Genomic DNA, 26,992 nt, shown 5'->3' with positions numbered 1-26,992 from the left:
CACACCAGGCTTCCGTGCGTGAGGCCTCAGCGAGCGCCTGGCTCGCTGAGGTCACGGCCTACCGGGCGCGCGCATCCCTGGCGCTCGCCCACGAGTCTGCCCGCCGCGTCCGCGAGTCCGCAGAGCGCGCCCTCGCCAGCTTCCCGCCTACTGTGCGCGCCCGACTCGGACGTTGAGCGTCTGCCCGAATGCGGCCCGGTACTGGTCCGGTGTCCATGCCCGGCCGTCCGCGAGAAACACCGGATCCACCCGCGCCCCACCCGCCACGTCACCGTCTGTGACCAGCACCCAGCCCACCACCATCCCGCCCGGCGGAACCCCCGACGTATCCGTGTCGGGCGGCGCCGATACCTGCACCCGCAAGCCGTCGAACGCAGGCAGTGCAGCCAAAACGCCGCCGACCGAGTCCACCTTCACCAGGATCGGCATCAGGCCGTGTATCCATAGGCCAACAGACCCACACTGCCACCGAACGCTCCGGCCGTGAACGCGCCGGCCGTGACCGTCGGGGGCGTCGACTGACCGGTGCTCGTGTCGCCGAAACCGGGCGCGGCGCCGGGGCCGGTGGACATGGAGCCTTCGCCGACGAGGTTGGGCAGCGTCGTCGCCTTGATCATGACGCCGAGGTAGTGGAGGCCCGTATACGTCGTCGTGTACGAGGATGCCGTCCCCGCCGTCGTCTGCGCGACCGCCAGCGTCTTGACGGTGTTCGCGGCCCAGGCGACCGTCGTCTGGTCCGCCGTCCGGGCCAGCGCCACCCGCGACGAGTTGTGGAGCGTGAACCACCAGTTCGTGGGCGTGCCCGCCGCAGTCGCCCCGTTCATGAACGAAATGTTGGAGACCACGGCCCCCTTGGGGAGCCAGATCGGCACCAGGTAGAGGGTGCCCGACACCATGGCCGCCGACGTCGCCCCACACCGCAGGCGGCTCGTCGTCTCGTAGCGGCCCGCCGGACGCATCGCGTCCTCGATGCTGCCGCGGTCATCGAACGGGGATGTGTCCGCGCCCGTCGACTGGTCATCCAGCGGGCCCGACGTGCCCGAGTCCGCGAGGTCGTTGCCCCAGCGGCGGACGTCCGTGCACGTGCTGGTGATCGACAGTCCGTAGGCCGCCTCGTTGCCCGACCCGAACTTGCGGATGCTGTTGCCGACGACGGTGACCTTGTCGGCGCCCGACGACACCCGGATGCCATACGAACCCGCCGCTGCCCGCGACGCGCCGCGCACCGTGTTGTCCAGCACCTGCACGTCCGAACCGCCCAGGACGTGGATGCCGTTGACGCCGGCGTTCTGGACGACGTTGTCGGAGATGAGGACGCCGGTGCCGGTGTCGCAGCTGATGCCGGAGCCGGTAGGGGCGTAGATGCGGTTGCCGGTGATGACGACGCCGTCGACGTTGTCCTGGCTGATCCCGGTGTTCCCCGCCGTGCGGATGACGTTGCCGTTTACGGTGACCTGCTGGGCGTGGATGAGGCGCATGCCGTTCTCGGGTGCGGTGACGCCGTCGATGGTGTTGCCGGAGATGGTCACGTTCATGACCTTTCCGGTGGTGACGCCGTCGAGGATGATCGCCTCGTCGTGTGAGCCGATGTTCCTGAACGTGTTGCCGGTGATCGCGAAGTTTTTGACGGCCTGGCTGGCGCTGGTCTGCGTGCCATCCGGAAGTTTGGTGTCGTTGGGGTCGCTGGTGACCGGCGGTTGGGCCCGGAACCCGGCCGCGCACCCCGAGATGGTGTTGGCCTCGAACGTGACGTCTTCGTAGTTGTAGGCGGTCATCGCGTACTGGGTCATGCCCTCGAACGAGCAGCCGATGACGCGGACGCGCCGGTGCCATTTGGTGATCGTCGCACTGTGGGAGCCGATGCCGCGCGGCCACGCCACCGTCCCCACCGTCCCCGACGGCCCGAAGTAACAGCCAGAGATCAGAAGGTCTTCGCACGGCGTGTGATCGTAAGGGCCGAACGCACCGAAGTAAGAGCTGCCCTTCGCGAGGTCCGGCTGGATCGCCTCACTGAAATCACGCCCGCCCGGATCGACGTAGCCCCGGAACCGGCAGCCGATGACCCGGACGTCTTTGCTGCTGTTGACCTCGATCGCGTGATAGCCGGGAACGTCCCGGATCTCCGTGTCCCGGACCAGAATGTTGTAGCCGTGCCCGAGACTCATGCACATCCGGGACGCGGTGAGGCCCACAGCGGTCCCCCGCATGTCCCACAGACCACCCTCGATGATCAGATCTCCGTGGCCCGTATACCCCCCGAACACCTGCGCCGCATCACCGTTGGTGAGGACGGTGACGTCCGCGTCGCGGCGCATCGTGGCACCCGGCATCAACGTCAACCGCGTCTTCTTGTAGATCCGCAGGGGCAGCGTCGCCAGCCGGTACGTCCCCGGCGGGACCAGCACCTGCCCGCCGTTCGCATCCCGCACCGCGTCCAGCGCCCCCTGGATCGACGGCGCGTCATCCGTCACCCCGTTGCCGGTCGCCCCGTAGGAGGTGACCGAATAAATGCCCATCGACGACAAGTTGAACTCGGCCGACAGGACGCCGGCCACCGTCAGGTTGCCTGCGACGGTGGCGTCCGCAGTCGCCGCCAACGTGCCGTTGACCGTGACCCCGCCGGCCACGGTGAGGTCACCGTCGATGGTGTCGCCGGCCCGGTCGACTTTGCCCGCGGTGAGGGTGTCGATCTGGGAGCCGAGGTCGGTGGCGGCCATCAGGTAGCGGGTGGAGTAGCCGAAGTCGATGTACACGACGCTGATGTTGTCGGGGCCGTAGAAGCCGACCGATCCGTTGGCGTCGGCGGTCACGGTGCTGGTGGGGTTGGATTCGAGGTCGGTGAGGTCGCCGTATGGGCTGCCGCCGACGAGGCTGTCCCATGCGGTGCCGGTGGCTCCGGGGCGGATGTACAGCTGGTCGCCGACGCGCTCCATGGCTATGTCTGCGGTCGAGAGTCCGAAGGCGTGACGGCTCATAGCAACACCCTTCTAGGCGATTTCGTAGGTGCCGGTGATGGTCAGCACGTCATCGGGGCGGATGTTGAACGGCTGGTTGGTGAGCAGGTTGAACGCGTTGGGGATGGCTGCTGAGGTGTTGCCGCTGGCGGTGGAGAACCGCAGGCGGGCGATTTTGCTGGTGGAGTCGGTGGGGAACGTCATGCCCACACCGAATGCGGCCCCCTCGTCGTTGGCCGACGTGAAGTTCCAGGTGAAGAGGCTGCGGACGAGGCTCGTGCAGGGGAACGGCAATGTGACCTGGATCGGGTCGTCGTAGGCCGGGGGGTTGCCCGTCGGGATGATCTGGATGGTCAGGTCGCACTTTTTGCCCAGCAGCTTGTAGCGCCCGTAATTTTTGGAGCCGGAGCCCCAGTTGATGGTGGTGGCGCCTGCCGTCCAGATCGGCGTGTACGAGTCGTAGGCCGTCGATCCGGCGGTGGCGAGGAGGTCCCAGCCGGTGCCGTTGCCCAGGTACACGTCCTTGTTTTCGACGAGGAGCATTCCCTTGCGGGATGGCCGGCGGGATGCCGGGTTGCCGACGGCGGCCGGTTTGCCGGAGAACCAGCGTTTGTCGGTGACGTTGCCTGCGGTGACGGCGGATGCTCCGGCGGCGACAGTCGTCTGGGCGAGGGGCAGTTCGTAGACGCCGGCCTCGTCGGTGGCCAGCGTGGGGGCGGAGGTGCCGCCCGCCTTGTACTTGGCGGAGACGATGTTCCCGGACTGGTCGGCGCGCAGCACCACGAGGTCGATGCGGGCGCTGGAGCCGGCCGAGTTGGAGGTGACCGGGACGGTCAGCGTCTCGTCGAGCCTGTAGAAGAACCCGTTGACGTAAGCCTCGCCCGCGCCCACGGTCACGGTGGATACGCCGGAGCCGGTGACTTTGAGGGCGCTGGAGGAGGGGTCGTCGGAGATGACGCCGTCGAGGCCGGGGTTTCGAAAAATTCGGGACCACTGGTATTCGGTGGCGATCTGGGAGTCGGAGAACGGCGCGGAGTACTCGACCATCAGCCTGCCTTTCGGGTCTTGACGCGGTTGACGTCCCGCTTGATGCCTGCGATGTAGCGGTAGATGCGGGCGATGACGTCCCCGCCGCCGGTGTCCGCGCTGCCGACCGTGGCTTTGGTGGAGATGCCGTCGGGGGCGGCGGTGAGGGTCACTTCGCGGACCACGTCGGTCCACCACGTCCCGCCCCGCAGCTGCGCGGCGACGGTGTCGCCCACGTTGTAGTCGCGGGCGTAGCGGAGCTTCGGCAGGTCGATGGGGCTGATGGCCAGCGACCCCTGCCCGGCACCAGTGGTGAGGGCTTCGGCGGCGGCCTGGTCCATCTGGGCGGTGAGGTCGACGGATGCGGTGTCGACGCCGGTGAGGTCGACGAACTGCTCGACCACCAGGGCCGGGAACAATGGGTCGGTCTGCGGGTAGGTCTTGCAGACGCGGGGTGAGGATCCGCCGCCTGCGACGACGATCGCCTTCGTGCAGGTGGGCGGGGTGGTGGTGTAGGAGGCGTCCTGCAAGTTGCCCCAGCCGAAGGAGAAGCGGGCGGTCTGGGAGCGATCCTGGGGCTCGTACACCTGGAACTCGACGCCGCCGCCGCTGAACGCCACCCGGAACCCGAGGCCGGAGGCGATGTCCTGCAAGGCGGAGAGGAGGTTGTCGAATTGGTTGATCTCGCGGGTGACGAGGGGGCCGCGGCCGAGGTCCGGGGCGAGGGCGAGGCCCGCGATCCGGCGGGCGGCGGCGGCTCCGGGGCCGATGTTGATGTTGACGAGCTGTCGCATCGCGGTCTCGGCGGCCACGCCGGAGATTTTGTAGACGGAGGAGGTCTGGGAGCCGATCGCGGCCGTCGGGTTGGGCCAGCAGGTGGCCTCGGCGAGGATCGTCTCGTCGGACACCCCGCCGACGGTGAGTTTGCCGAGTCCTCCGTCGGAGGTGGAGCGGGTCCAGTCGACGGTGCGCAGCGGCCCGGACAGGACGGTCTGCCCCAGACTGCGGATGATCAGGCCGTTGCCCTCGACCAGGTGCGCGGCCTTGCTGGAGGACGCGGACAGTTCGAGGGTGTACGCGCCGACCGCGTTGTAGCGGGGGACGGCGGTCACGGCCGTGCAGTCGTCGATCGCCGCGATGCGGTTCAGTGCGGTGTCGCGGGCGTAGACCTCCAGCGGGAAGCGGGGCATCAGGCCGCCAGGAATCGGGGCGAGTACGTCAACTGCAGCTCCGTGGGCGTATCGGCGCCGAGGACGGTGAGCACCAGGATGTTGAGGTCGGCTTCGAGGCCCCAGAGGTCTGACGTGTCCGAGAGGGCGGGCCAGAGGTTGTCGGTGCCGTTGAGGGTGACGGTCTGCTCGCGTTCGCGGGTGTCGATGACGAGGGTGTCGGAGCTCGTCATCGTGTGGGCGAGTTCCAGCGTCAGCCCGCTCGTCGAGTTGGTGAGGGTGATGCTGGTGGCGGGGCCTTTGAGGGTCCAGACGGGGTAGGCGAGGTCGTCGCCGGGGTTGTCGACCTGGACGCCGCCGAGGACTTGGGAGTCGCGGACGCGCAGTGGCAGCAGTGGCAGGAACGGGCCGGTCTGCGCCGTCTCGAACTGCAAGTTCGCGGGCTCCCCGTACCAGAGCGGGCTGGGGCAGTTGAAGGTCAGCGTCGTCATCGTCCAGCGCATCCCGGACGCGTCCAGCGACTCGTCGCCCTCCATGCCGGCGGTGTAGTAGCAGGAGATGTGGCGGGTCTCCCCGTCGGGGTGGGTGACGGTGAGGGTGCCGGGGCCGAGTTTGGGGTTGAGGGAGCGGATGAGGCCGCGGCGGCGTGTCAGGTAGGCGGCGCGGGAGTCGTCGCACCAGAACGCGATCGGGAGGGTGATGTCTTTGGCTTGGCCGCGGACTTGCCGCACGAATGTCCCGTCGATGCCGGGCGATTCGTCGGTGGTGAAGGCGTAGCTGGGCATGTCGAGACCTTTGGTGCCGGGTTGCAGGACCCAGCCGTTTTCCCAGTCGGTGAAGTGGGTGACGCGGCCGAGCGCGTCGGTCCATGTCATCTGGGGTGCTTCGGCGATGTGGGGCGGGAAGAGGGGGATGACGGGCTGCTCGCCGACCAGGATGGGCATGTCAGCCTCCGATCAGGACGGGTCGGTGGAGCAGGTCGTGGTGGTCCCAGCCGCGCATGACGGCTTGTTCGGTGGGCTGGTCGGTGGTGGTGACGTTCATGGTGAGGTTGCGTTCGCCGCCGTTGTAGGTGCGGTGGTCCATGCGGGTTCCGGCTGCGGCGCTGCCGCTGGCTCGGACGATGGCGGCCATCTGGGAGGCTGCGGCGGCGACTTGGGGGGTGGAGGCGCGCAGGCCGCCCTCCAGGCCGAGGCCCGTATTGAGGCCGATGTCGTGGAAGACCCGCGACGGCGACTTGATTTTCAGCGCGGACCGGACGGCGTTCGCGATCTTCTTCGCCAGCGACGACATGGCGTTCTCGATGCTCTTCTCCGTCGCCTTCAGCCCGGCGAGGTACCCCTTGCCGGACTGCTTGCCCGCGTCGTACATGGCGTCGGAAGCGGCCTTGCCGTAGGCGCTCGAGGTCTTGCCGATGGCGATCTGCGCGGCGTTGATGGCCTTGAGCTGCGAGGAGGTCGCCGCCACCAGCGCCTGCGCGTAAGCCGCGCCGCCGTCCGGACCGGCCGAGATGAGCTGCTGGAGCAGGCCCTTGTCGAGGCCCCGCTTGGCCAGGATGCGGAGGTTCGCGGAGAACGCCTTGAGCTGCCCGAGGCGCACGTTCATGCCGGCGAGGATGCCGCCCGCGTCGAACGTGTTGCCGCCGTTGGGGAGGGAGGTGAGGGCGGCGAACGATTTGGCGGCGCCGGTGGATTCGGCGGCGAGGGTGTCGGCTGCCTTGATTTTCGCGCGGATCTTGTCGCGCTCGGCAGCGAGTTTCTGGAGTGCCTTCGACTGCTTGCTCAGGCTGGTGAGGAGCTTGTCGTCGACGGTGGTGTCCGCGCCCTTGAACGCGGTCTTGATCGCTGTGGTGACCTTGGCGACGGCTGCCTTGATGGCTCCGACGGTGCCGGTCAGGCCCTTGACGAACGCGGCCCCGATGGAGGCGGCGATGGGCCCTTCGTCGATCTTCTTGCCGCCGACGGTGACGACGTTCTTCTTCGGCGTGCGGATGATGCCGCCCGACGCGAAGCCGGGAACGGCGGTGCCCATCGTGCGGGCCATGCGTTTGGACTGCTCGTGCGGGTAGATGCGCACGCCGCCGTCGATCACCCGCATCAGCTCCGCGCCGCGCTCGCCGACCCAGGCCAGTTCGCCGGGGCGGGCGGTGCCGCCGGCCGCGTAGCCGCCGGGCCGGTTGTAGGCGCGGGACAGGGAGCCGTAGCTGCCCAGCGCGTACCGCATCGAGGAGTAGAGGTTGGCCATCGGGTCGATGGAGACGCCGTACATTTTCGGGCCGCGCTTGCGGTACTTCCCGGCGTAGGCGTCGAACGTCGGACCGATGACCTGCATCAATCCAACGGACGGGTGGCCCGCCTGCCAGTTGACGTCGCTCCGGTTGACGGCCTTCGGGTTGCCGCCGGACTCCTGGTTCATGCGGCGCAGCGTCGTGTTGACGAGGCTGACGGACTGGCCGACTTCGCGCAGGGCGTTGACGACGACGCCGTGCCAGCGGGACACGCCGGTGCCGCCGCCGGGGTCCGCGCCGCCCTTGAGGTACGGCATCGGGTCGACGGTGCGGCCCTTGAGGCGTGCTTCGAGGTGGAGGTGGGGGCCGGTGACGTTGCCGGTCGCGCCGACGGACCCGATGCGGTCGCCCTGCCCGAGGGACGCGCCGACCTTGGCGGCGATGGCGGACATGTGGGCGTAGAGGGAGGAGAGGCCGCCGCCGTGGGTCAGGGTCAGGTGGTTGCCGTAGGGGCCGCCGGAGGTGGCGGAGGCTACGGTGCCGCTGGCCACCGCGCCGATGCGGGTGCCGGTCGAGGCCGGGAAGTCGAGACCGGTGTGGTGGCCGCTGGACCACATGGGGCCCTTCACACCGAACCGCGTGCCGTAGGGCACGTTGACGGGCTTGGCCCAGGCTCCGGTGGACGCCGTGTCGTCCTTGTCCCGGATGAAGTCGATCATCTGGTCCATGAGGTACAGCGGGACGCGCTGCACCATGTCGCCCCACGAGCCCTCGTTCTTCCCGCCGGGAGCGTCCGACGTGATGATGGCCCTGATCGGTTTGAATGCGGCTTCGGCGAGTGCCGCGATGCCGCCGCGGGCGAGGCCGACGCCCTTGTCGATGACGTTCCCGACGCCGCTGGCGACGTCGCTGGCCATGTTTTTGGCGCCGCCCCAGAGGCTGCCGAGGATGCCGCCGTCGGAGTAGCCGGGGACGCCGAGGGCGCGGCGGACGGCGGGTGCGCCGCCTGTTGCGGCGAGGCGGTTGAGGCCGTGGACGCGGCCCGCTCCGAGGGCGCGGGTGAACTCGGGGCGCATCACGGACTCGCCGCCGGACAGGTCGAGGGCTCCGCCGGATTTTGAGTAAAAGCGGTGGATGTCGCGGCCGGGCGACCAGCCGGGGAGGACGCCGCCGCGGGCGAAGCCCTTCGGCAGCGACACGGCGGGGAGGTTGGGGATGCCGAGCTTCCCTGCCGTGGCCTTCCATGCTTTGCGGAGGCCGCCCATGTAGACGGTCTCGATGAAAAATTTGACGGGGGCCTTGACGACGGCTTTCAGTCCGTCCCAGATCTTGCCGAGGCCGTCCTTCAGGACGCGGAATGCGCCCTTGAGGCCGTCGGCGAAGCGGTCGAATCCCTTGCGGACCAGGCCCCAGGCGCTACTGGCGACGCTTTTGATGCGGCTCCAGATTTTGGTCCAGGTCTCGACGATCCCTTCCCGGATCGAGTTGAAAATTTTGACGCCCTTGTGCCAGAGCGAGGTGAACCAGCCGACGGCCCCGCGGACGATGTCGGGGATGATCGAGTGTCCGAGGAGTACGTCGAAGAGCCACTGGAAGCCCTTGACGATTTTCGTGACGACCTTGGTGACGATCGTGGCGAGCTGAACGACCCAGCCGAGAACTTTCACGACGATCGGGACCAGGTGCTTCAGGGCTGCGCCCAGGACGCCGACCAGCAGTTTCGCGACGAATCCGATGATGGCCATCAACGGTTTGAGGGCGACGGTGACCAGCTGCAGGACGGCCATGACGAGCTGGGCGAAGAGCGGCATCAGGGGCATCAGCTCGGGGAGGAGCTGCTTGAAAATGTCGGCGACCATTTTCAGGATGGGGGTGAGGGTCTGCATCGCCAGGACGAGGACCGTGCCGATGAGCCGCGCGATCATCGGCATGATCGGAATGAGCGGCTTGAGGATCATCAGCAGCAGCTGGGTGAAGATCTTGACGATCGTCATGATCACGGGGACGAGCGGCATCAGCGCCGGGACCAGGGTCTTGATGACGCCCGCGAACGCGCCGACGAGTGACGCCACGATGCCGATCAGCGGGGTGATCGCGGGGCGCAGGGCGACGAAGACCTGAGCGAAGATTTTCCCGAAGAGGCTGATGAGGGGCAGCAGCGACTTGATCACCGCGAGGAGCGGCCCGGCCAGGGCCTTGACGATCTGCACGATCACCGACACGACCGTGCCCAGCACCGGAGCCAGGGCCTTGATAACGCCGGTGATCAACTGGCCGATCGGCTTCAGCAGCGGCATCAGGGCCTTGACTACCTGAATCAGCGCCTTGCCGACCATCACGACGACCGGCCCCAGCGCCTTGGCGATCGGCATCAGCGCCTTGCCGAGGGTCTCCGCCAGCGTCGCCAGCACCGGGCCCAGTAGCTTCGCGAGGAGCACGATCGTCGGGGCCAGGGCGGCGAGGACCGGCAGAACCGCCTTGACCACCGCACCCAAGGTCGTCGCGATCAGCCCGGCGATCGCGTTCAACGCCTGGAAGATCGCCTTCAGCGCGGCCTGCACCTCAGGCATCGCCGTGACCCTGCGGATTTCCTTCAGCGCACCGCCGATGACGGCGAAGAAGTCGCCTCCGGCCGCCCCGGCGGCCTTCATGATGTTCCCGATGCTCGCGAAAAGGTCGGCGATGACGTGCCCCATCGACACCATCACGTCGAGCGCGTGATTGATCGAATCGGTCAGCTTCCCCGACTCCATGCCCTTGGCCAGCTTGGCCATGACCGTGTCCATCGCCGACCCGGCGCCCTTGGTGACCCGCTCGAACGCGGGCTTGGCTGCGACGGTCAGCTGGCCGAGGCCGGTGACGACCTGACCGGGAATTTTCCTGAGGTTGCCGAGGCCGGAGCGGACCACGTCGAAGACGCCCCGCAGCTGGCCCGTCTTCTGCAAGTTGGCCACTGCGGTCAGGGCGTACTTGCCCATGGAGTTGAGCTCGGTGGCTGCGTCGCCGATGCCCGAGCGCAGGGTCGGCATGACCTGCCGGGCCACCTGCCCGAGGCGGCTGCCGAGGCCGGCGAACAATTTGTCCTGGACATCGAGCTTCAGGCCACGCCAGGCCGGGGCCAGCGCCCGGATCTCGTTGACGAATGCCCGCGCGTTCGGCGACAGTTTGGCCATGGCCAGGCTGAACTTCGAGGCCTGGGTGGCCGCGCTCTGGTGGGACTGGGCCACCTGCCGTGCCGCGTCAGCGACCTGCCGGTGCGCGTCGGCGAGGGCCCGCGACTGGTCGGCGACCCGCGCGTTCGCGTCCCGGATCTTCTCGCGGGCCTGCACGACCTGATCGGATCCGTCGATGCCCGCCTTGTTCACCGCGGCGGTGTCGGCCTGCAGGCGCTTCTGCTGGCGGGACTGCTCGTCGACATTGGCGCGGGCCCGCTGGGTGGCGAGGTCAGACTGCTGGATCTGCAACTGCGTCGCGGCCGGATCGGAGCGTGCCGCCTGCAGGTCCGCCTCAGCCTGCAAGAGGTCGAGGGCCGCCTGCTCCTGGTCGAGGTGCCCGGCGCGGAGGCGAGCGTTCATGTCCTCGATGTCGCGGGCGGCCTGCCTGCGGGCGGCGGACAGTTCGCCCTGCGCTATGCGGGCGTCTCGCTGTGCTTGGGTCAGGGACCGTTCTGCGTCCGCGACGCCGCGTTGGGAGGCGGCGAGCTGACGCTGCGCCGATTCGACCTGGTTGGTGGCCGACGCCGCCGCATTGGCATCGGCAGGCGTACTGGCGAAGGCGGCCTTGAGGGCGTCGCCGACTCCACTGGTTCCGATCTTGATGGCGGCCATCGAGGTGCCGAGCAGGGCCATCGCCGGCGCGGCGAGCGCGGCAGCCGGACCCATCTGCCAGATCACGTTGGCGAGGGACACCAGCGTGGGCAGCGACCCGAGCGCCCCCACCGCCAGCAGCCGCGTCGACGAGATCAGCGACTTCAGGCCCCCCGAACCCCGCTCCCCGCTGGAGCCCAGCGCGTCGAGGTTCCGCAGTGCAGACCGGTTGACGCGCACGTCGATGTCGGCCTGGCGGCGGCGCGCCAGCCAGTCCAGCAGCAGCCCGGCCGCCGCGAAAGGGGCGCCCATGACGGTGGCGCGGATGCCTGCGGTGACCGGGTCGGCGAGCGCGCGCAGCCGGGCGCGGACAGCGGCGGCGGCGGTCGAGTCCCAGACGGGCCGGACCAGGACGTCGATCGGCTCGCGGAACGCGTCGATGTGCGCGGCGACCACCAGCGCCGCAGCACTGTCCCAGATCGGTTTGATGATGACTTCGATGGTTTCGCGCAGCCGCTGGAGGTGCGCGGCGACCACCGGTGTCGCCGACGAGTCGAAGACCGGCTGGATCGGGACCTGCAGCGGGTCCTGGAGGGCGTGCAGGTGGGCCCGGACGATGGCGGCGGCGGACGCGCTCCATTCGACGTGGACGGGTACGTCGAGGGGGCGGGTCAGGTCGGCGAGGGCGGCGGCGGCGGTGAGTGATGCGGCTTGCGAGATGTCGGGGGTGATCGCGATGGTGATGGGTTCGCCGACGCGGGCCCGCCACCGGTCGACGAGGAGTGACCGCACCAGACTGACGCGCGGCTCGATCGGCACCTGGATGGGCCGACTGAACGCGGCCGTGTAGGTGGCGAGGCGGGCGGCGATGTCGTTGTCGCGGCCGGTGGACGCCCCCACGCTGACCCCGGACATCGCCCGGTTGATGCCGCCCTGCAGCTGGGAGACGTAGTCGGCGATCTCCGACGCGCCAGGGAGTTGCAGGGCGGGGGTGACGGCGACGTGCAGCGGGGTGGTGATGCTGGACAGGTCTGCCTCGGCCTGGGCGGTGGCGACGACGGCGACGACTTCGGTGGCCCGCGGGCGGGTCAGGGTTTTGAGGCGGGCGAGTGCGGCGGTGTCGTTGAGGTCGACTTTCAGTTTGGTGGTGCGGTCGGCGGCCAGCGCGTTCATCCGGGTGCGGGCGGCCGTGTCGTCCAGACCCACGATTATCTTCGCGGTGCGGTCGGCGGTGAGGGTCTTGAGCGCCTGGGTCGCGGTCCGGTGGGCGGCGGCCTGGATCTCCGGGAGGATGTCGACGGTGATCGGCTTGCCGAAGAGGGTGTCGAGGGTGGACTTGGCGGCCCGCTCGTCGAGAGCGACGCGGACGGTGACGGTGCGGTCCGCGGTGAGCCGCGCCAGGGACGCGCCGGCCGCCTTGTCGTCGAGGTCGGCGGTCAGCTGGACCGTCCGGCCGGCGCTGATCTTGTCGAGGCCTGCGGCGGCGGCCTTGTCCTCCAGCGCCGCCCGGATCGTGACGTTGATCGGGGCGGTCAGCTTCTCCCGGATCTGCCGGCCGATCAGGTCACCGGCCAGGTCGCCGGCTGCTTTCGCCGGGTCCCGGATCGCGAGAGGCAGCTCAGCGCGCAGGGCCGCCCCGAACTGGGTGAGGTCCGGCGTCAGCGCCACCTGTGTGGCGCCGACGGTGGTGGCCCCTGCCATGCTGCCTCCCCTCTGCTACGTGGCGGGCTGCGACTGCTCCAGCTCGCGGATCTTGTCCAGCCACTCCTGCCGCACCGCAGGGTCCTCGTCGACGGGCTGGGGGCGGAGTCGGTCGAGGACGGCCCGGTTACGGGCGTCGAGCGCCGCAGCCGCCTCGGCCAGCCGGTCGTCCTGCTCCAGCCGCGGCGGGTCCATGAGCTCCATCTCCGGGGCACTGCCCTTGAGGTGGGCGGCCCACAGGACCCGGATCATCAGCAGCGACACGTTGTACTGCGCCGCGCCGATGTAGGTGTCCTGCGACCAGCGTTTCCCCTCGACGTCCCCGGCGAGGGCGGACTTGGTGGCGGACTCCTGCGGGAGTCCGTCGATGAGGTCGCGCAGTTCCGCCCAGGTCATGGACGCTGCGTCGGGTCCGTCGTCCAGGGCCCAGAATTCGTCGAGCCGCCGGCCGGGGTAGTAGCGCTGGAGGTCGGCGCGTACCGATCGGGAGTGCTCCTGGAGAGTCGTCAGGAGCCATTCCCTTCCCCCTGGGTGGTGCCCGCCTCGCCGCTCATCTCCTCGACGATGGCGACGAGTTCGCCGACGGTCAGTTGAGCTGCCTTGATCAGCTCATCGAACGCTTCGACGGGGGTGGCGACCTTCCGCATGACGGCGACGTTGCCGCCGCCGTTCTCTTCCTTGACGGCCTCGACGACTTCGATGGGCCAGTAGTCCTGCGCGAGGAAGCTGACCGTCCGCTCCACTGGCACGGCCCCTTCCGGCTGGTCGCCGGTGAGCGGGACCTCGAAGATCACGTCGATGTACTGGAGCTTCTTCTGCTCGATGCGCTGGGCGCGCATCTCCTGCAGGCGGACGATCTTGCGTTGGGGGCTGGACACGGTGGGGCTCTTTCCTCGGGCCGGGGCAGGCGGGGGCTTGCAGGTGGCCTGCTGTGCCGCCCCCGCCCGGGGATGTGAGCGCAGCAGGCCACCGTTCTGGGGTTACGCGAGGGTGAGGCCGGTGACGAAGCGCTGGACGGCTTGGCCGCCGCTCGGCGCGGCGAGGGGCTTGAAGGTCAGTTCGTAGTTTTTGGAGTCCTCGGCGGACTGCTTGAGGTTGCCGCGGTCGGAGATGTCGACGCGGGCGATCATGATGCGTTCGATCTGGTCGCCCTCGATGACGTCGATGCCCAGCGCCCGCTCGATGCCCGGCGACGCACTGCCGGTGCCGAAGGACACGAAGCTCGGGTTGCCGGAGAGTGCGGCGGTCTCGGTCATCGCCGACGCCGCGACCGCGTAGTACAGCTGGAGGATCGCGGCCGTGGTCTCCAGGAACGTCATTTTGAACGTCCCGTCCCTGCTCTTCACGCGGGACTTGACCGGGGCCTCTTCACCCCAGGCGGGGATCTCGGTACGGTCCTCGCCGAGGGCCTCCTCGAGACCGTCGGGGTGCATGTAGCCGAGGTCGACCCACCCGACACCCCACGCCACAAACGGGGAGACGGGGAAGGCGGTGGCGAGGGGCGCGATGTAGGCCCGCCCCTTTACGCCGATCTTGATGTTGTCTGCGTCGCCCACGATGGGCCTCCTAGCTGGTCAGACGGGGTGGGCGGACGCTCATCCCCAGGATCATTCCGATGCGGGCCACGCTGGTGTTCGGTTCTTCCGGCCGGTCCTGCGGGCCGATCTCCTGCCACGCCTTGGTCACCGATCCGTCCTCAGTCGTCCGGCCGGGCAGTAGCTCCCACTCGTCCAGCACCCGCAGTGCGAGGCGAGTGGCCTCCCCGTCGGTCGGCGCGTAGCAGTCGACGGACAGCCGCGCGTCGTCCCGCGACGCGGGCCCGCCCCACGCTTTGAGAGCCCGCAGGCCCCCGACGCGCAGGACCCGCACCATCGGCAGGAGCTGACGGAACTGCGGGTCGGGCGGTGTCCGGCCTGCGACGTGCACTCCGCTGAGGGCGGCGTCGAGGAGCTCGACCGCCATCTGCTTCGCGTCGGGCATCGCAGGGGCCGGCATCTACTTGGCGGTCTTGGTCTCGGTGGAGACGGCGGGCGGCTTCTGTGTGGCGGGGGTGTGCTGCTTGTCGGGGTCGCGGGACGGCTCGGTGGCGGGCTGCTCACTGTCGGGGAGCCGTTCGGCGAAGCCGTGCCAGGAGCGGACTTCGTCGCTACGGACTTCGACGATGTCGCCCGGCTTCTTGGAGCCGTGCCAGAACGTGAGCTTCATGCGGACCATGTCGGCCATCAGACGGACTCCTTCGGGGTATGGCGCGCGACAGCCGCGTTGGCGAGCATCACGGCGTCATCGACGGCGTTCACGGCGCGTGTCAGCTCCGGACTGGACGGGCACAGCTCGGCGAGGAGCTCGGCGAACTCCCGGCCCCCGGCGCGCAGTCGCTCATACCGCTCGGCCTGATCGCCGTGGGGGCGGTGGTGGGTGAACCTGTTCTCCAGGTCCAGGTCGTAGGCCATCAGTGGTCGCCTCCTGCGGCGTCGAGTGCGGTGGTGAGGGTGAAGCGCGGCGGGTGGATGCTCCGGCCGTTGCGGTCGGTCTGCCGGGTGCCGTGCTCCACATAGATCGCGTAGTGGACGTCTGCGACGACGTAGACCGTGCCGTCCGGGTCCGGGTCCGGATCGCGGTAGATCGACGCCCTAAACGCCCCCGTATCGACCGGAGCGATGGCCTGGGCGACCTCCACCACCCGGTCCATCCGCGCCGCCAAATCGGCCTGCACGCTGGGGTGCAGAGCCAGGGAGGCGATGGCGTCCTCGTACACGTCCACATCAGCCATCAGCCCGTCACCTCCAGCAGCAGGACGACCTGACCCGAGAGCACCCCGGCACCCTCAGGAGCCGCCGGATGCCCGTCGACCTCCCAGATGCGGCCCGACCACACGACGCGGTCGAACGGCCCCACCGTCACAGCGCCGGGTGGCAGGAACGCCGTCGCCCGCGTCGTCGTCTGGTCGGCGGCCTGGGTGCTCTCCGTGGTGCCGGTGACATCGATCGTGACCCGGCCGACCGGCGTCCGAGTCGCGTGATCCCAGTCGCGGACCTGCGCGTTGTAATCGCCCGCGACGAGCAGTGCACGGAGCACCGTGACCGTCGACCGGCCTATCGGCCCCGGCATCAGCCCACCACCAGCGGATTGATGACCAGCAGCCCCGCCGACCGCAGGACACTCGCCGCCTGATGCCCGACCCGCGGCCCACCCGGCGTCCCAGCAGCGGGCGCGCGGCGGGTGAACGACCGCTGCCCCGTCGTCATCGACTGCAGATCGGAGTTCGCGCCCGTCTCGTCGTCGCGCTCCATCCGCCAGTGGACCTGCCGGACACACGCCCGCCGCAGCACATCCGCCACCTCCGGATCGCCAATGTCGTACACGGCGCCGATCAGCGACTCATCCAGCGCCTCGGATGCCGTCTCCAGCAGCCGGCGCGCGTTCGGCGGCACCGGTTCGGGGTGCAGCCAGTTGGTGAGGTCGTCGACGCTCGCGTAGGCCACGGCTACTCCCCGGCGGTCTCGTGGTCGGCGGCCCATTGCTGAAGCTGCGCCTTGGTCATCTCGTCGGCCTGCGCCGGGTCGAGGCCCTGGGCGGTGGTGTAGCCGCGCCAGTCGTCGACCTTGTCGCCGGTCTTCGGCTTCCCCGCCTCCGGGTCGTCCGCAGCGGGTGCGTCGTCGGCGGGTGCGTCGTCGGCGGGCTGGAGGGAGTCGTCGCGCGCGATGGCGTCCTCGGCCTCGTCGCGGGCGTCGACCCATTCGACGAGCTGCGTCAGCGTCAGTGATGTCGCCTGCGTGGCGAGCAGCCCGCGGCGGACCGCGTAGGTCGCCCACTCGGAGGCTGTCGCGCTCTCGTCGGGGCGGTTTCCGGCGGCGGGGACGTGGCGGCCGACCCGGTCGACGGTCTGCGCCTCGGAGCCGTGGACGACGACGAGGCTCGTCTCGCCGCCTCCCACGTCCGGGGTGTCGCCGTCTGCCGGGGTGAGGTGTCCGCGCGCGACCTGTTCGGCCATCTGCGGGGACAGGGGCTCGTCGAGGTGGAACTGGGCACCCCCCGGCCCGACATACTCGCGGGCGACCACGTCAGAGCGCCTTCGGGAGCTTGAAGACCGTGATCGTGCCGGTCGTACCGGCTGCGAAGTCGATGTACAGCTTCGTGCCCTGCTGCTGGAAACGAGCACTGGTGAAAGGCCCGAGCCATTCGACGCCGGTGGTCGCAGCGACCGTGGTCGCCGAATCCCCCGAGCCGGCCATCCACGACTGCGGGCCGGTCCCCGCCTTGACGGTGATGACCTTCGTGGCCCCCGAGGTATTGGTGACCCGAAGCAGGGTGCGCTCGGGGTTGACGCTGTTGATGACGACGCCAGCGGTGACGAGCGTCGCGTCGATGGTCGTCCCGGCCACGTCGGTGAGGTGGCTGTTGGGGACGAAGGGGGTGTAGGCGATAGCGGTACGCGCCATGGTGCTGCCTCTACTCTCTGGCTCAGGCCGGGTCGACGATGGCGACCGCGATGCCGGTCGGGCGCAGGAGCTTGGCGCCGTACACGTGCAGGCCACGGATGGCGTCGGCGATCGTCGACTCCAGGCGCAGCGCCTCGGTTTCGATGATCTGCTCGGCGTAGGTGATGGCCCCCGGATAGCCCGCCTGGATGACCTGCAGGTCTCCGGTGGGGTTGGGGGCGTTGTTGCTCTTGAGGATGTCGAAGCCGGCGGCGCGGCCGACCATCCCGTTGCGGAGGCCGGTGTCGGTGCCGGCGTCGCCGACCTTGACGAACCGGTCGTCGCGGAGGAGGGAGCCCTCGAACTCGGGGGTGACGACGACGTAGCGGCCCTCGGTGGGGACGTTGGAGCGGTCCAGGCGGGTGCGGAGCGGGACGAGGACCTTGTCGTAGGCGTCGGTCGGCGTGGTGAAGGTGTTGATCGGTGCGCCGGTGGTGCCGAGCAGGTTGGCGGCTGCGACGCCGGTCCACAGGGCGGCGACGTAGGCGTCTGCCTTGTCGCGGAGTCCGTAGGCCGCGTTCTGTGCCATCTGTGCCATGGGGTCGACCAGGGCCTGGGCCTTGTCGACGTCGTCGATCTTGAATGCAAAGAACTTCGCCTGATCGATGATCAGGTCCGTGCCAGCGGTCTCGATGTCCTCGTAATTGAGGGTGGTGCCAGGGCTGTAGTCGCTGATCGTCGGGTCGCCGATGGTGGTGATGTGCACCGACTGGCCGTGCGACTGGATCTCACCCTGGTAGTTGGTGTTCACCAGCCCGGGCTGCGCGTACACGAGTGCGTTGCGGAGGCCGACGAGAAGCTGGGAGGACCAGATCTCGGGCTTGAAATTCTGGACGGACACGGAGGCTCCTAGTGCCTATGTGCTGCCCAGGTAGGACTTGAATCGTCCGTCCTTGACAGCCTGAACGCGCTCTTCGGGTGTCATCCGCTTCGAGTCCGCCTCGCCCAACTGCCTGGTGCCGCCCGGTGCTCCGGTCATCGGTGCGCCCCCAGCTGGGGCGGTCGGTGCCGGCGTCGGCTCGGGCACCTTGGCCGCGAGCTTCGTATTGCCCTCCACTGCTGCCTTCACCGCGGTCTCCATGTCCACCGCAAAAGTGGCGGAGGCGGGGTCGAGGTCCTTGATGGCGGTCTCGAACCCACGGGAGTCCAGGAGCGATTCGGGGTCGCCGCCGTGCTGGGCGGCGGAGCGGTAGACGGCGAGCTGGACTGCGTGCTGGCGGGCCTGGTCGCGGGACGCCTTGGTCTCGCCGCGGGCCTCGGCCAACTGTGCGGCCAGCTCTTCGGGGGTGGGCGGCTTCTCCTCGCCGGAGTCGATGCCGAAGGCGAGTGCGACCTTCTTCAGGAAGGCGGCCTGTTCGTCTGCGGCTTTCGTTTCGGCGGCTTCGCGTTTGGTCTTCTCCGACGCGACGTCGCCGCGCAGGTTTTCGACCAGCTTCTCGAAGCGCGCCGGGTCGAACTCGCCGTCGAACGTGGGCTTCCTGGCCGTGGGTTCGGTGGTGGGTTCAGTTGCGGCGGGGGGTGTGGTCGGCTCTGGCGGAGTCGGCGCGGGGGTCGGGGCGGGTGGGGTGGGCGTCGGCTGGGTGCCGGGCTCGGCCGGTGTCGGCTCCGGGGGTGCTGCGGGGGCGGGGGTCGTCACGGGTGCCTCCTTGGGCGGCCTCCACGGGTGGTGACACCTAGATCACCGTCGTGTTGGCTCCGATCGTAACCCTGACTTGCCCCAATGCTGCACAATCGAAGGCAGAAGTGCAAGGATTCCTTAGAATCGCAAGTTTTGGGAGGTGTGGTGGTGAGCGAACCCGACGACTGGGCCGACCAGGCCCTCCGCTACCCCGACGCCCTCCGCACCCTCGAACACGACGCCATCCACACCGCCACCCTCCGCCTCATCGCCGCCCTCGAAACCGCACAACGCACCGCCGCCAACGGCTGGACCGCCATCACCGCCACCGCCCGCGACCTCCCCGGCGCCGACGCCATCCGCCAACTCATCACCCGCATCCGGCAACTCCTCGACGCCGCCTTCCGAGGCCAAGCCGCCCACGCCCAACGCACCGCCCGCGACGCCGCCACCACCGCAGCCCGCCTCGGCGCAACCCAAGCTGCTGCCACCGTCGGCACCATCACCGGCACCACCCCGCCCAACCCCCCGCCCCAGACCAGCGACACAGCACAACAGGCCGCCGACGCCATCCCCGCCGCCGTCGACGCCGAACACCACGCCGCCCTCGCCCTCCTCACCACCGCAGCCCTCACCGCCGCCGGACTCGCAGCCCTCGCTGCCGTGTTCAACCGGGCCCGCCGCGCCGTCAGCCGCATCGCCGCCGCCGTCGCCGTCGCCGTGACCAGCGCCGCAGCAGCAGGCTCCGCCGCCGTCGCACGCGCCCTCGGCCCCCGGATGCTCCTGCTGTGGGTCGCCGAACCCGACGCGTGCCCGGCCTGCGCCGCCTACGCCGGCCACACCGTGCCCGTCGGAAAGAAATTCCCCGGCGGGCTCAGCCTCGACCCCCGCCGCACCGTTTTCGCCACCCCCCTCTACGGTCCCCCGCGGCACATCCACTGTCGCTGCGTCGTCATCCCGTGGCGCTCGGACTGGCAGACCACCGGCACACCCCTCCCCCAACTCCTGCGCAAGCGCGCACGCCAGACCGCCCGGAGGACCGCATGAACGCAGGGAAGCCCATCGCCGACGAGGAGCGCGCCCGCATCCGCAAGCTCCACGCCGCAGGGCAGGGGCGGAACGAGATCGCGCGCGAGCTCAACCGGCCGGTCGGCACCATCAGCAACCTCGCCAAAGCGATGGGCCTGTCGTTCGACAAGTCGGCGACGGCGGCAGCCACCGCCGTCCGCAAAGCCGACCTCGCCGCGATGCGCACCGCCTCCGCGATCACCCTCCACGAAATCGGCGACCGGCTCCTCCAGCAGGTCTTCGAACCTCACACCGTCTGGTCTTTCGGCGGCAAGGACAACGTCTACAACGACGAGCCGCACCCGCAGCCGCCCGCGCCCGACAAGAAGGCCCTCATCCAAGCCGCCGCGACCGCCTTCGACCGGTCGATGAAAATGTCGCCGCCCACCGAGGGCACCGCTCTCGACGACGCGCGGTCGATGCTCGGCGACCTCGGCACCGCCCTCAAGCAACTCGCCGAAACCGACGACGGCGCCATGACCGACGGCGACGAGGCATAAGCGTGCTCGACACCCTGCCGCTGTCCCACAAGCAGATCCGGTCAGTCGCCGAATCGACGACCCGCATCTCCTGCTGGGAAGGGGCGATCCGCTCGGGCAAAACCATCGCGTCGCTGCTCAAGTGGCTGATCTACGTGTCGAATGCTCCGCACCGCGGGGAACTCGTCATGATCGGGAAGACCGCGCAGACCATCCACCGCAACCTGTTCCTGCCCCTCCAGGACCCGACGCTGTTCGGGGACATCGCCCACCACGTGCACTACACGGCCGGCGCGCCGACAGCCCGAATCCTGGGCCGCACCATCCACATCATCGGCGCGAACGACGCCAAGTCGGAGCCGAAGATCCGGGGCATGACCTTGTGCGGCGCCTACGTGGACGAGGTGACGCTGGTCCCGCAAGCCTTTTTCGAGCAGCTGCTGGGGCGCATGTCGGTGAAGGGCGCGCAGCTCTTCTGCACCACCAACCCGGACAATCCGGCGCACTGGTTCATGCGGGACTGGCTCTCCCAGGAGGGCCGCAAGCCACTGCGCCGCTTCACCTTCACCATCGACGACAACCCGTTCCTGGACCCCGAGTTCGTCCGGGACCTTAAGTCGATGCACCAGGGCCTGTTCTACCGCAGGTTCATCCTCGGCGAGTGGGTCGCCGCCGAGGGCGCGATCTACGACGCGTGGGACCGGGACACGCACATCGTCACCGACCTGCCGCGCGAGCGCATCCACCGCTGGATCGCGCTGGGCGTCGACTACGGCACGAAAAACCCGTTCCACGCCGTCCTGCTGGGCCTCGGCAACGACCGGCGGCTGTACGTCGCCCGCGAGTGGCGCTACGACTCGCGGCAGGCCCGCCACCAGCTCACCGACTCCGAGTACTCCGAGCGCCTGCGGGACTGGCTGTCCGACGTCCCCGGCATGGGGATGGTGCACCCCCAGTTCGTCACCGTCGACCCCTCCGCCGCGTCGTTCGTGGCGCAGCTCAAGCGCGACAAGCTCACGCCGACCCTCGCCAAAAACGACGTCATGGACGGCATCCGCACCGTCTCCAGCCTCCTGGCCCGCCGCAAACTCCTCGTCCACTCCTCCTGCACCAGCCTCATCGGCGAGATCGGCGGCTACTCCTGGGACGACAAGGCAGCGCTACGCGGCGAGGAGCGCCCCATCAAAGTCGCAGACCACGGATGCCTGGTCGCCGGCACCCCGGTTCTCACGAGCCGCGGGTCCAGGGCCATCGAGACGATTCAGCCCGGCGAGCTGGTCATGACCCGTGAGGGATACCGGCGAGTCACAGCATCTGGGATGACCTCACCACAGGCCACGATATTCAGGGTTGACATCTCCGATGGGCAATCCATTGAAGGGACTGGAAATCATCCCGTGTGGGTTGAGGGGAAAGGGTGGACACGTCTCAATGAACTGCGTTACGGCGATATCCTTTTCACATGTCGAGAAACGTTGAAGCCATTCAGTTCCGAGGCATCACCTTCCGTCGATACCCCAACGCGAAAGGCTGGTCAGAGCGCTCCTACTACACCTCCGGTGGAACGGACCGGGCCAACGGAGTTCGCCGCCTCCACGAAGAGATCTGGATGGCACACCACCACCGCAGCATCCCCAGTGGAAGCCACATCCATCACCGTGACGGAAATCCGCTCAACAACACCCCCGCCAACCTCGAATGCCTCACCGAAGCCGAGCACGGCAACCATCACGCCCACGCCCGCCGCGGCTCATGCACCCCGGAGTCCTACGCCAACCTGGAACGCATACGCCCCTTGGCCTCAGCATGGCACCGATCCGAGGCAGGCCGAGAATGGCACAGCGAGCACGGCCGGAAGGTATGGGCATCCCTCGCCCCGCTCCCTCACACCTGCGAGCAATGCAGCGAGCGCTACGAGACGCGTTCACGCCGCGGAGGCGAACGGTTCTGCAGTGGCGCATGCCGCGCCGCATGGCGAAGGGCAAGTGGCGTTGACGACGAGGATCGCAGCTGCGAGCGCTGCGGAGCCTCATTCCGAGTCAACAAGTATCACCGCACCCGCTTCTGCGGGAAGTCATGTTCTCGGCGTAACAGCATTGCTGAACGCCGCGCCGGTCTGGAATCTGTCGGTCGCTGACTGTCCGGAGTTTTTCGCCGGTGGCGTTCTGGTGCATAACTGTGACGCATTGCGTTACGCGGTATTTACGACCCGCTCTTTGTGGCAAAACCGGATCGCCGCCACCTCAGCGGCATAACGAGAGGGATCAACCATGCCGCTGCCGCCGTCCGGGAAAACCGTCTGGCCGCCCGTCCAGTACGCCACGCCTTTCGCCGATATGGACATCTGGCATGCCTGGTACAGCGGCGACATCGACCACCTGCGGCAGGTGTACGGCGGGGCGATGTCGGTGTCGGCGAACCCTGCCGCCCGGTCGTTCTTCGACCTGAACAGGCCGTCGCAGATGCGCGGCGGCCTCGTCGGGTCGCTGGCCCGTATGTTCTGGGGACAGCCCCTCACCCCCGGCCAACCCCCGTCCAAGCTCCACATCCCCGTCGGCGGGGACCTCGCCGAACTCTCCGCCAACCTGCTCTGGGCCGACGCCCCGTCCATATCCGCCGACGCCGCCTCGACGAGCGACATGGTCGCCACCACTGACCAGCTCAGGCGGTACCTCGACGACCGCGGACACGCCAAAATGAGGGAGGCAGCCGAAATCGGCGCAGCCCTCGGCGGGGTGTACCTGCGCGTCGTCTGGGACCAGAACCTCAAACCCCGCCCCTGGCTCGACGTCGTCTACCCGGACGCGGCCGTCCCCGAATGGCGGTGGGGGGAACTCTCCGCCGTCACCGTATGGCGGGAGCTCGCAGGCCAGGACGACGCGCACTGGGTGTGGCGACTGCTGGAGCGGCACGAGCCGGGCACCATCGAGTACGGCCTGTACCGCGGCAATACGGAAACCCTCGGCATGCTGATGGCCCTCGATGACCACCCCGACGCGGCCGATCTCGCCAGCCGGGTGCGGGACGGCGGCGTCCAGGACACCGGCGTCGACCGGATGCTTGTCACCTACGTCCCCAACATTCGCCCCAGCCGCATGTGGCGGGGGTTGCCGGACGCGGAGCCGCTGGGCCGTTCGGACTATGCGGGTGTCGAGCCGGTCATGGACGCACTGGATGAAGCGTGGACGTCCTGGATGCGTGATCTTCGTCTGGGCAAGGCGCGGATCATGCTGCCGCAGTCGCTGCTGGAGACCGACGGCCCCGGCGCCGGCGCGACATTCGACATCGACCGCGAGGTGTTCGTGAACCTCAACATGCTCGACGACGGCGGTTCGGCGATCACCGCGACTCAGTTCGCGATCCGCGTGGATGAGCACGAGCGGACCACGAAGGCTCTGCGGCGGCAGATTTACAGTTCGGCGGGCTACTCGGCGCAGTCGATGGGCGAGGAGGGCACGGTCGCGGTGACGGCGACGGAAGTCGCGGCGCGCAAGGAAGAGTCGCTGACGACGCGCGGCCTCAAAATCCTGTACCAGCGTCCGGCGTTGATCGAGGTGATGACGACGCTGCTCCTCGTCGACAAGACCATTTTCAAAGCGCAGGTGGATCCTGAGGCGGAGTTGACCGCGTCGTGGCCTCAGGCCGTCCAGCCCGACCAGGAGGCCACTGCCCGGTCCCTGGCGCTCCTCGAGAGCGCGGGTGCCATCTCCACTTGGATGAAGGTCAAATCGCTGCGCCCGGAGTGGGATGACGAGGAGGTTGCGGAGGAGGTGCAGCGGATTCGTGAGGACAAGACCGCATCGATGCCCGCGGGCGACCCGTTCAATCGTGGCGGTCCGCTCGTGCCCGTCGACCCTGAGGCGGATCCGGAGGGTGAAGTGCCGGACGCCGGTTCGGATCCAGGCGAGGATGATCCGGAAGCGGACGGCGAGGGCGGGGTGCGGGACAAGGCGGCGTAGCTGCCTTATCGTTCGGTGCACGTGTTGTGTGAGGGGGCGTTGTGGGGGTTCGGTTGTCGGGTGGTGTTGGCCCGTTGCGTGGGTCGATGCCGGTTGTGCCGGTGTTGTTGTTGCCGTTTGCGGTGATGTGGTGGCTGGTGTTTTGGCTGATGTGGATGCCGTGCCGGTTGATGTTTTGGGATGCGCCGCGTGCTGTGATGGGGCGGGGGCGTCGGGCGGGACGGTAGTCGCCGCTTCATCCCCACAAGGCAACACCGGCCTTGCATTTGAAGGTTGAACTAGTGGTTTGCCTTGGATTCAATCACAGGGCCTTGTCGACCGCCGCAGTCCCCACCAGCTCATCCCCCGACGCACCAGCCCGGCGCGCATCCTCCACGAACGCTGCCACCTCATCCAACGTCAACGACTGCTTCTTCGGGGCTGCGAGCTCAACTCTCCTGGTAGCCATACCCCCATCATCCCCGAACCCCCCGCACCGAGCATCCCCTCCCGCCACACTGTGGTCATGGATCCGGTAGTCACGGTGCAGGCGGATACGGAGGCTGAAGTACTGGCGCTCCGGGATCAATTGTGTGCTGCAGTCGGCCTGGTGCCGTTGGGGCGTCCCCATCAGGCGATCGGTCGGGTTCGGTGGATGGCGCGGGCCCAGGTGGCTGGGGAGCGGGGCCGGGTGCCGGCCGGGTCGTGACTGCGGCCCCGCCTAACGACGAGGCCACAGGTGACGTGAGGCGGGTCAGCGGCGCAGCGTCCGGCCGGGCTTCGCGAGGACCGCGAGGGCCTCCTCGACGGCGGCCGGGAGCGTCTCGCGGACGGGGACGTCGTGGCGGCGCGCGACATAGACGAGGTATCGGTTGCGTTCGGGGTTGGGGCAGTCCGGCGGGACGCCGAGGACCGCGCGTTTAGTCGCCACGTCGAGGCCGAACTCGACGTTCGTGGTGAAGCCCGGCATCGTCGCCAGGTCGCGCGGAATCCAGAACAGGATCGCGTCGGCCATACTGCGGGCGTATGTCTCCCAACCGACCTGGTCGTCGTAGTGCGCGGCGCGGACGCCGCCCCGCGACTCGGGGGTGAGCACGGTCAGCGGCTGCTCGCCGGTCCACTGGGCCGCGAGTTCCTTGATGGCGGCCGGGCGCCAGGACTCGACGTCGTCTCCGGCGCGCGGGGTAGGTCCGGCGAGGAAGACCTTCGGGCCCTTGGGGACGTCCTCCCGGGCGTACACGACGGCCACCTTGTCGGTGTTCTCAGCGGCCTTCTTCTCCTTCGCCGCTTCCTGCTGCGGGGTCCAGGGCAGCGGCAGGCCATCGTCCGCGCTGCGGGGCACGACGTGGATGTGCAGGTGATGGACGGTCTGAGTCGCCTCGGCGCCCTTCGAGGTGATGATGTTCGCGTTCGGCAGCTCCGCCATCAGCTCGGCGGCGCAGGCCATGGTGCGGGCCGCCACCGTCGGGTCAGACCCGGCGTCGGCGACGTGGACGCGCGGGATGACGAGGACGTGGCCGTCGGTGACTCCGCCGCGCGGGCGGATCGCGAGGACGTCGTCCCACTGTCGCACCACGACGGCCGGGGCCGTCCCGGCGACGATCGCACAGAAAACACAAGACGACCGCGAGCGGCGGATGAGGTCGTCGGCGGTGATCGAGGTGGTGGGCATGTGGTGCTCCTATCAGTAGGCGGGGCCGTCGTATTCGACGGCGAAGATTCGGGCGTTGGGGTGTTCTCGCTGGGTGCGGAGTACGTCGGCGGCGAGTGAGTCGATGCTGTTGGTCGAGTTGAAGCTGATCAGCTGGCCGGTGCGGCGGTCGTACAGCCGGTAGTGGATCTCGGTGTGGTCCCTGCCACGCTCAGGTAGCGGCTTGCCGTTCCACATGTCGGGCATGCGTTCTCCTCATTCGGTTGATCGGTCGTGGGCTGCTGGAGGGGCTCTACCTTCCCCCGTCGGGGAGTTGGTTGATGGTCCTGCCGAACCAGCGGGTGTCGGTGTGCACCTCGGTGTGCTGCAGGTACGTCGGGCCGGTGTGCTGGTGGACGGTGTGGTCGGGCAGTGCGGACGCGCCATCGTGTACGGCGCGGCCGATCATCCGGGCGGCAATGCCGATCGTTGCCACCAGTCCGGCGGGGGCCGCCGCGGCGATGGCCAGGGTCGTCGCGTCCACGCTGGAGAGCGACCACAGCACCAGGGACAGCGCCGCGCCGACGGGCAGGGAGCCGAAGGAGTAGGCGAGGACCAGGGAGGCGTGATCGGTGGCCTTCTGGGACATGGGGGGCCGTCCGGGCTGGGTGAAAGGCACGGCGTCCCCCTGGGGCGGCGCGGGCGTGATGTCGCGGTACTGGGTGGCGAGGGGGGCGTCGCTGCTGTACGCATCGGCCAGCAGGCGCGCGGCCTCGAACGCTTCCTGAGCCGTCGTCTGCCGTGCCTGGCCCGTCAGGTTTTCGCTGGGGTCGGCCATGGGTGTCACTCCTTTCTGGGGAGGCCGGGGCGTGAGCGCGGCAGGGGCGGTCCGCCGGGC

Annotated in this window: 27 protein-coding genes and 1 pseudogene; 5 read left to right on the top strand and 23 right to left on the bottom strand. The window is 68.9% G+C overall.

Annotated elements, in window-relative coordinates; genetic code table 11:
- Positions 1-147 precede the first annotated feature (147 nt).
- The 19 genes from QMK28_RS07225 to QMK28_RS07135 form a co-directional block, all read right to left on the bottom strand.
- A complete protein-coding gene (locus tag QMK28_RS07225) occupies positions 148-429 on the bottom strand; it encodes a hypothetical protein (protein WP_326436174.1) in 282 nt (93 codons plus the stop codon).
- Positions 429-2,975, bottom strand: coding sequence for a right-handed parallel beta-helix repeat-containing protein (locus QMK28_RS07220; protein WP_326436173.1), 2,547 nt, complete (start codon positions 2,973-2,975; stop codon positions 429-431). The genes QMK28_RS07225 and QMK28_RS07220 overlap by 1 nt, the downstream gene beginning before the upstream one ends.
- 12 nt (positions 2,976-2,987) lie before the next feature.
- Entirely contained in the window at positions 2,988-4,001 is a 1,014-nt protein-coding gene (locus QMK28_RS07215) for a hypothetical protein (protein WP_326436172.1), read from the bottom strand.
- Positions 4,001-5,170: a siphovirus ReqiPepy6 Gp37-like family protein gene (locus QMK28_RS07210; protein ID WP_326436171.1), complete on the bottom strand. Its 1,170-nt coding sequence runs from the start codon at positions 5,168-5,170 to the stop codon at positions 4,001-4,003. The genes QMK28_RS07215 and QMK28_RS07210 overlap by 1 nt, the downstream gene beginning before the upstream one ends.
- Positions 5,170-6,093, bottom strand: coding sequence for a phage distal tail protein (locus QMK28_RS07205; protein WP_326436170.1), 924 nt, complete (start codon positions 6,091-6,093; stop codon positions 5,170-5,172). The genes QMK28_RS07210 and QMK28_RS07205 overlap by 1 nt, the downstream gene beginning before the upstream one ends.
- A gap of 1 nt (position 6,094) precedes the next feature.
- Positions 6,095-12,883, bottom strand: a complete 6,789-nt coding sequence (locus QMK28_RS07200; RefSeq protein WP_326436169.1) for a peptidoglycan DD-metalloendopeptidase family protein — start codon at positions 12,881-12,883, stop codon at positions 6,095-6,097.
- 15 nt (positions 12,884-12,898) lie between these two features.
- The gene (locus QMK28_RS07195; protein WP_326436168.1) at positions 12,899-13,279 is read right to left on the bottom strand and encodes a hypothetical protein; all 381 of its coding nucleotides are present in this window, start codon (positions 13,277-13,279) and stop codon (positions 12,899-12,901) included.
- A gap of 110 nt (positions 13,280-13,389) precedes the next feature.
- Positions 13,390-13,761, bottom strand: coding sequence for a hypothetical protein (locus tag QMK28_RS07190; protein WP_326436167.1), 372 nt, complete (start codon positions 13,759-13,761; stop codon positions 13,390-13,392).
- A 102-nt stretch (positions 13,762-13,863) separates the two neighbouring features.
- The gene (locus QMK28_RS07185; RefSeq protein WP_326436166.1) at positions 13,864-14,439 is read right to left on the bottom strand and encodes a phage tail tube protein; all 576 of its coding nucleotides are present in this window, start codon (positions 14,437-14,439) and stop codon (positions 13,864-13,866) included.
- Between the two features lie 10 nt (positions 14,440-14,449).
- Positions 14,450-14,878 carry a hypothetical protein gene (locus QMK28_RS07180; protein WP_326436165.1) on the bottom strand — a complete coding sequence of 143 codons (429 nt, stop codon included), beginning with the start codon at positions 14,876-14,878 and terminating at the stop codon, positions 14,450-14,452.
- Positions 14,879-15,106 carry a hypothetical protein gene (locus QMK28_RS07175; protein WP_326436164.1) on the bottom strand — a complete coding sequence of 76 codons (228 nt, stop codon included), beginning with the start codon at positions 15,104-15,106 and terminating at the stop codon, positions 14,879-14,881. It abuts the gene before it with no gap.
- Positions 15,106-15,333, bottom strand: a complete 228-nt coding sequence (locus QMK28_RS07170) for an Acb2/Tad1 domain-containing protein (protein ID WP_326436163.1) — start codon at positions 15,331-15,333, stop codon at positions 15,106-15,108. The genes QMK28_RS07175 and QMK28_RS07170 overlap by 1 nt, the downstream gene beginning before the upstream one ends.
- The gene (locus QMK28_RS07165) at positions 15,333-15,653 is read right to left on the bottom strand and encodes an HK97 gp10 family phage protein (RefSeq protein WP_326436162.1); all 321 of its coding nucleotides are present in this window, start codon (positions 15,651-15,653) and stop codon (positions 15,333-15,335) included. The genes QMK28_RS07170 and QMK28_RS07165 overlap by 1 nt, the downstream gene beginning before the upstream one ends.
- On the bottom strand, positions 15,653-15,991 hold the full coding sequence (locus QMK28_RS07160) for a hypothetical protein (RefSeq protein ID WP_326436161.1): 339 nt from the start codon (positions 15,989-15,991) through the stop codon (positions 15,653-15,655). Before QMK28_RS07160 ends, QMK28_RS07165 begins: the two co-directional genes overlap by 1 nt.
- Entirely contained in the window at positions 15,991-16,365 is a 375-nt protein-coding gene (locus QMK28_RS07155) for a hypothetical protein (protein ID WP_326436160.1), read from the bottom strand. Before QMK28_RS07155 ends, QMK28_RS07160 begins: the two co-directional genes overlap by 1 nt.
- 2 nt (positions 16,366-16,367) lie before the next feature.
- Positions 16,368-16,943 (bottom strand): hypothetical protein, encoded by a 576-nt coding sequence (locus tag QMK28_RS07150; protein WP_326436159.1) that lies wholly within the window; start codon positions 16,941-16,943, stop codon positions 16,368-16,370.
- Position 16,944: 1 nt separating this feature from the next.
- Complete coding sequence (locus QMK28_RS07145) at positions 16,945-17,322, bottom strand: hypothetical protein (RefSeq protein ID WP_326436158.1); 378 nt, start codon at positions 17,320-17,322, stop codon at positions 16,945-16,947.
- Positions 17,323-17,344: 22 nt separating this feature from the next.
- Positions 17,345-18,202 (bottom strand): P22 phage major capsid protein family protein, encoded by an 858-nt coding sequence (locus QMK28_RS07140; RefSeq protein WP_326436157.1) that lies wholly within the window; start codon positions 18,200-18,202, stop codon positions 17,345-17,347.
- Positions 18,203-18,217: 15 nt separating this feature from the next.
- Positions 18,218-18,997 carry a hypothetical protein gene (locus QMK28_RS07135; RefSeq protein ID WP_326436156.1) on the bottom strand — a complete coding sequence of 260 codons (780 nt, stop codon included), beginning with the start codon at positions 18,995-18,997 and terminating at the stop codon, positions 18,218-18,220.
- A gap of 150 nt (positions 18,998-19,147) precedes the next feature.
- Between QMK28_RS07135 and QMK28_RS07130 the strand changes: the two genes are divergently transcribed.
- The 5 genes and pseudogenes from QMK28_RS07130 (at position 19,148) to QMK28_RS07115 (ending at position 24,485) form a co-directional block, all read left to right on the top strand.
- A complete protein-coding gene (locus tag QMK28_RS07130) occupies positions 19,148-20,026 on the top strand; it encodes a hypothetical protein (RefSeq protein WP_326436155.1) in 879 nt (292 codons plus the stop codon).
- Positions 20,023-20,547, top strand: coding sequence for a helix-turn-helix domain-containing protein (locus tag QMK28_RS07125; RefSeq protein WP_326436154.1), 525 nt, complete (start codon positions 20,023-20,025; stop codon positions 20,545-20,547). Before QMK28_RS07130 ends, QMK28_RS07125 begins: the two co-directional genes overlap by 4 nt.
- Positions 20,548-20,549: 2 nt before the next feature.
- Positions 20,550-21,719, top strand: a pseudogene (locus QMK28_RS34205) (PBSX family phage terminase large subunit); the annotation flags it as partial.
- Between the two features lie 269 nt (positions 21,720-21,988).
- On the top strand, positions 21,989-22,663 hold the full coding sequence (locus QMK28_RS34200; RefSeq protein WP_443050569.1) for an HNH endonuclease signature motif containing protein: 675 nt from the start codon (positions 21,989-21,991) through the stop codon (positions 22,661-22,663).
- 133 nt (positions 22,664-22,796) lie between these two features.
- A complete protein-coding gene (locus QMK28_RS07115) occupies positions 22,797-24,485 on the top strand; it encodes a phage portal protein (RefSeq protein ID WP_326436152.1) in 1,689 nt (562 codons plus the stop codon).
- 301 nt (positions 24,486-24,786) lie between these two features.
- Here QMK28_RS07115 and QMK28_RS07110 read toward each other — a convergent pair whose 3' ends face one another.
- From QMK28_RS07110 to QMK28_RS07095, 4 genes are all read right to left on the bottom strand, one after another.
- The gene (locus QMK28_RS07110) at positions 24,787-24,933 is read right to left on the bottom strand and encodes a hypothetical protein (protein WP_326436151.1); all 147 of its coding nucleotides are present in this window, start codon (positions 24,931-24,933) and stop codon (positions 24,787-24,789) included.
- Between the two features lie 285 nt (positions 24,934-25,218).
- Positions 25,219-26,136 carry an HIT domain-containing protein gene (locus QMK28_RS07105; protein WP_326436150.1) on the bottom strand — a complete coding sequence of 306 codons (918 nt, stop codon included), beginning with the start codon at positions 26,134-26,136 and terminating at the stop codon, positions 25,219-25,221.
- A gap of 12 nt (positions 26,137-26,148) precedes the next feature.
- Positions 26,149-26,361, bottom strand: coding sequence for a hypothetical protein (locus QMK28_RS07100; RefSeq protein WP_326436149.1), 213 nt, complete (start codon positions 26,359-26,361; stop codon positions 26,149-26,151).
- A 46-nt stretch (positions 26,362-26,407) separates the two neighbouring features.
- Complete coding sequence (locus tag QMK28_RS07095) at positions 26,408-26,932, bottom strand: hypothetical protein (RefSeq protein WP_326436148.1); 525 nt, start codon at positions 26,930-26,932, stop codon at positions 26,408-26,410.
- Positions 26,933-26,992: the final 60 nt, after the last annotated feature.

The sequence above is a fragment of the Streptomyces sp. H27-D2 genome (assembly GCF_035828615.1).
In the GTDB taxonomy this organism is placed as follows: domain Bacteria; phylum Actinomycetota; class Actinomycetes; order Streptomycetales; family Streptomycetaceae; genus Streptomyces.
The sequence above is the reverse complement of the archived record's forward strand: the minus strand, read 5'-3'. Positions and strand labels throughout refer to the sequence as shown.

What these genes read in the sequence shown, in the direction of transcription:
- QMK28_RS07110 (WP_326436151.1), bottom strand. Translation starts at nt 24,933, where the DNA reads ATGGCTACCAGGAGAGTTGAGCTCGCAGCCCCGAAGAAGCAGTCGTTG.
- QMK28_RS07145 (WP_326436158.1), bottom strand. Translation starts at nt 17,322, where the DNA reads ATGGCGCGTACCGCTATCGCCTACACCCCCTTCGTCCCCAACAGCCAC.
- QMK28_RS07195 (WP_326436168.1), bottom strand. Translation starts at nt 13,279, where the DNA reads ATGACCTGGGCGGAACTGCGCGACCTCATCGACGGACTCCCGCAGGAG.
- QMK28_RS07220 (WP_326436173.1), bottom strand. Translation starts at nt 2,975, where the DNA reads ATGAGCCGTCACGCCTTCGGACTCTCGACCGCAGACATAGCCATGGAG.
- QMK28_RS07105 (WP_326436150.1), bottom strand. Translation starts at nt 26,136, where the DNA reads ATGCCCACCACCTCGATCACCGCCGACGACCTCATCCGCCGCTCGCGG.
- QMK28_RS07200 (WP_326436169.1), bottom strand. Translation starts at nt 12,883, where the DNA reads ATGGCAGGGGCCACCACCGTCGGCGCCACACAGGTGGCGCTGACGCCG.
- QMK28_RS07210 (WP_326436171.1), bottom strand. Translation starts at nt 5,170, where the DNA reads ATGCCCCGCTTCCCGCTGGAGGTCTACGCCCGCGACACCGCACTGAAC.
- QMK28_RS07170 (WP_326436163.1), bottom strand. Translation starts at nt 15,333, where the DNA reads ATGGCCTACGACCTGGACCTGGAGAACAGGTTCACCCACCACCGCCCC.
- QMK28_RS07215 (WP_326436172.1), bottom strand. Translation starts at nt 4,001, where the DNA reads ATGGTCGAGTACTCCGCGCCGTTCTCCGACTCCCAGATCGCCACCGAA.
- QMK28_RS07095 (WP_326436148.1), bottom strand. Translation starts at nt 26,932, where the DNA reads ATGGCCGACCCCAGCGAAAACCTGACGGGCCAGGCACGGCAGACGACG.
- QMK28_RS34200 (WP_443050569.1), top strand. Translation starts at nt 21,989, where the DNA reads ATGTCGAGAAACGTTGAAGCCATTCAGTTCCGAGGCATCACCTTCCGT.
- QMK28_RS07180 (WP_326436165.1), bottom strand. Translation starts at nt 14,878, where the DNA reads ATGCCGGCCCCTGCGATGCCCGACGCGAAGCAGATGGCGGTCGAGCTC.
- QMK28_RS07175 (WP_326436164.1), bottom strand. Translation starts at nt 15,106, where the DNA reads ATGGCCGACATGGTCCGCATGAAGCTCACGTTCTGGCACGGCTCCAAG.
- QMK28_RS07225 (WP_326436174.1), bottom strand. Translation starts at nt 429, where the DNA reads ATGCCGATCCTGGTGAAGGTGGACTCGGTCGGCGGCGTTTTGGCTGCA.
- QMK28_RS07165 (WP_326436162.1), bottom strand. Translation starts at nt 15,653, where the DNA reads ATGGCTGATGTGGACGTGTACGAGGACGCCATCGCCTCCCTGGCTCTG.
- QMK28_RS07205 (WP_326436170.1), bottom strand. Translation starts at nt 6,093, where the DNA reads ATGCCCATCCTGGTCGGCGAGCAGCCCGTCATCCCCCTCTTCCCGCCC.
- QMK28_RS07160 (WP_326436161.1), bottom strand. Translation starts at nt 15,991, where the DNA reads ATGCCGGGGCCGATAGGCCGGTCGACGGTCACGGTGCTCCGTGCACTG.
- QMK28_RS07100 (WP_326436149.1), bottom strand. Translation starts at nt 26,361, where the DNA reads ATGCCCGACATGTGGAACGGCAAGCCGCTACCTGAGCGTGGCAGGGAC.
- QMK28_RS07115 (WP_326436152.1), top strand. Translation starts at nt 22,797, where the DNA reads ATGCCGCTGCCGCCGTCCGGGAAAACCGTCTGGCCGCCCGTCCAGTAC.
- QMK28_RS07125 (WP_326436154.1), top strand. Translation starts at nt 20,023, where the DNA reads ATGAACGCAGGGAAGCCCATCGCCGACGAGGAGCGCGCCCGCATCCGC.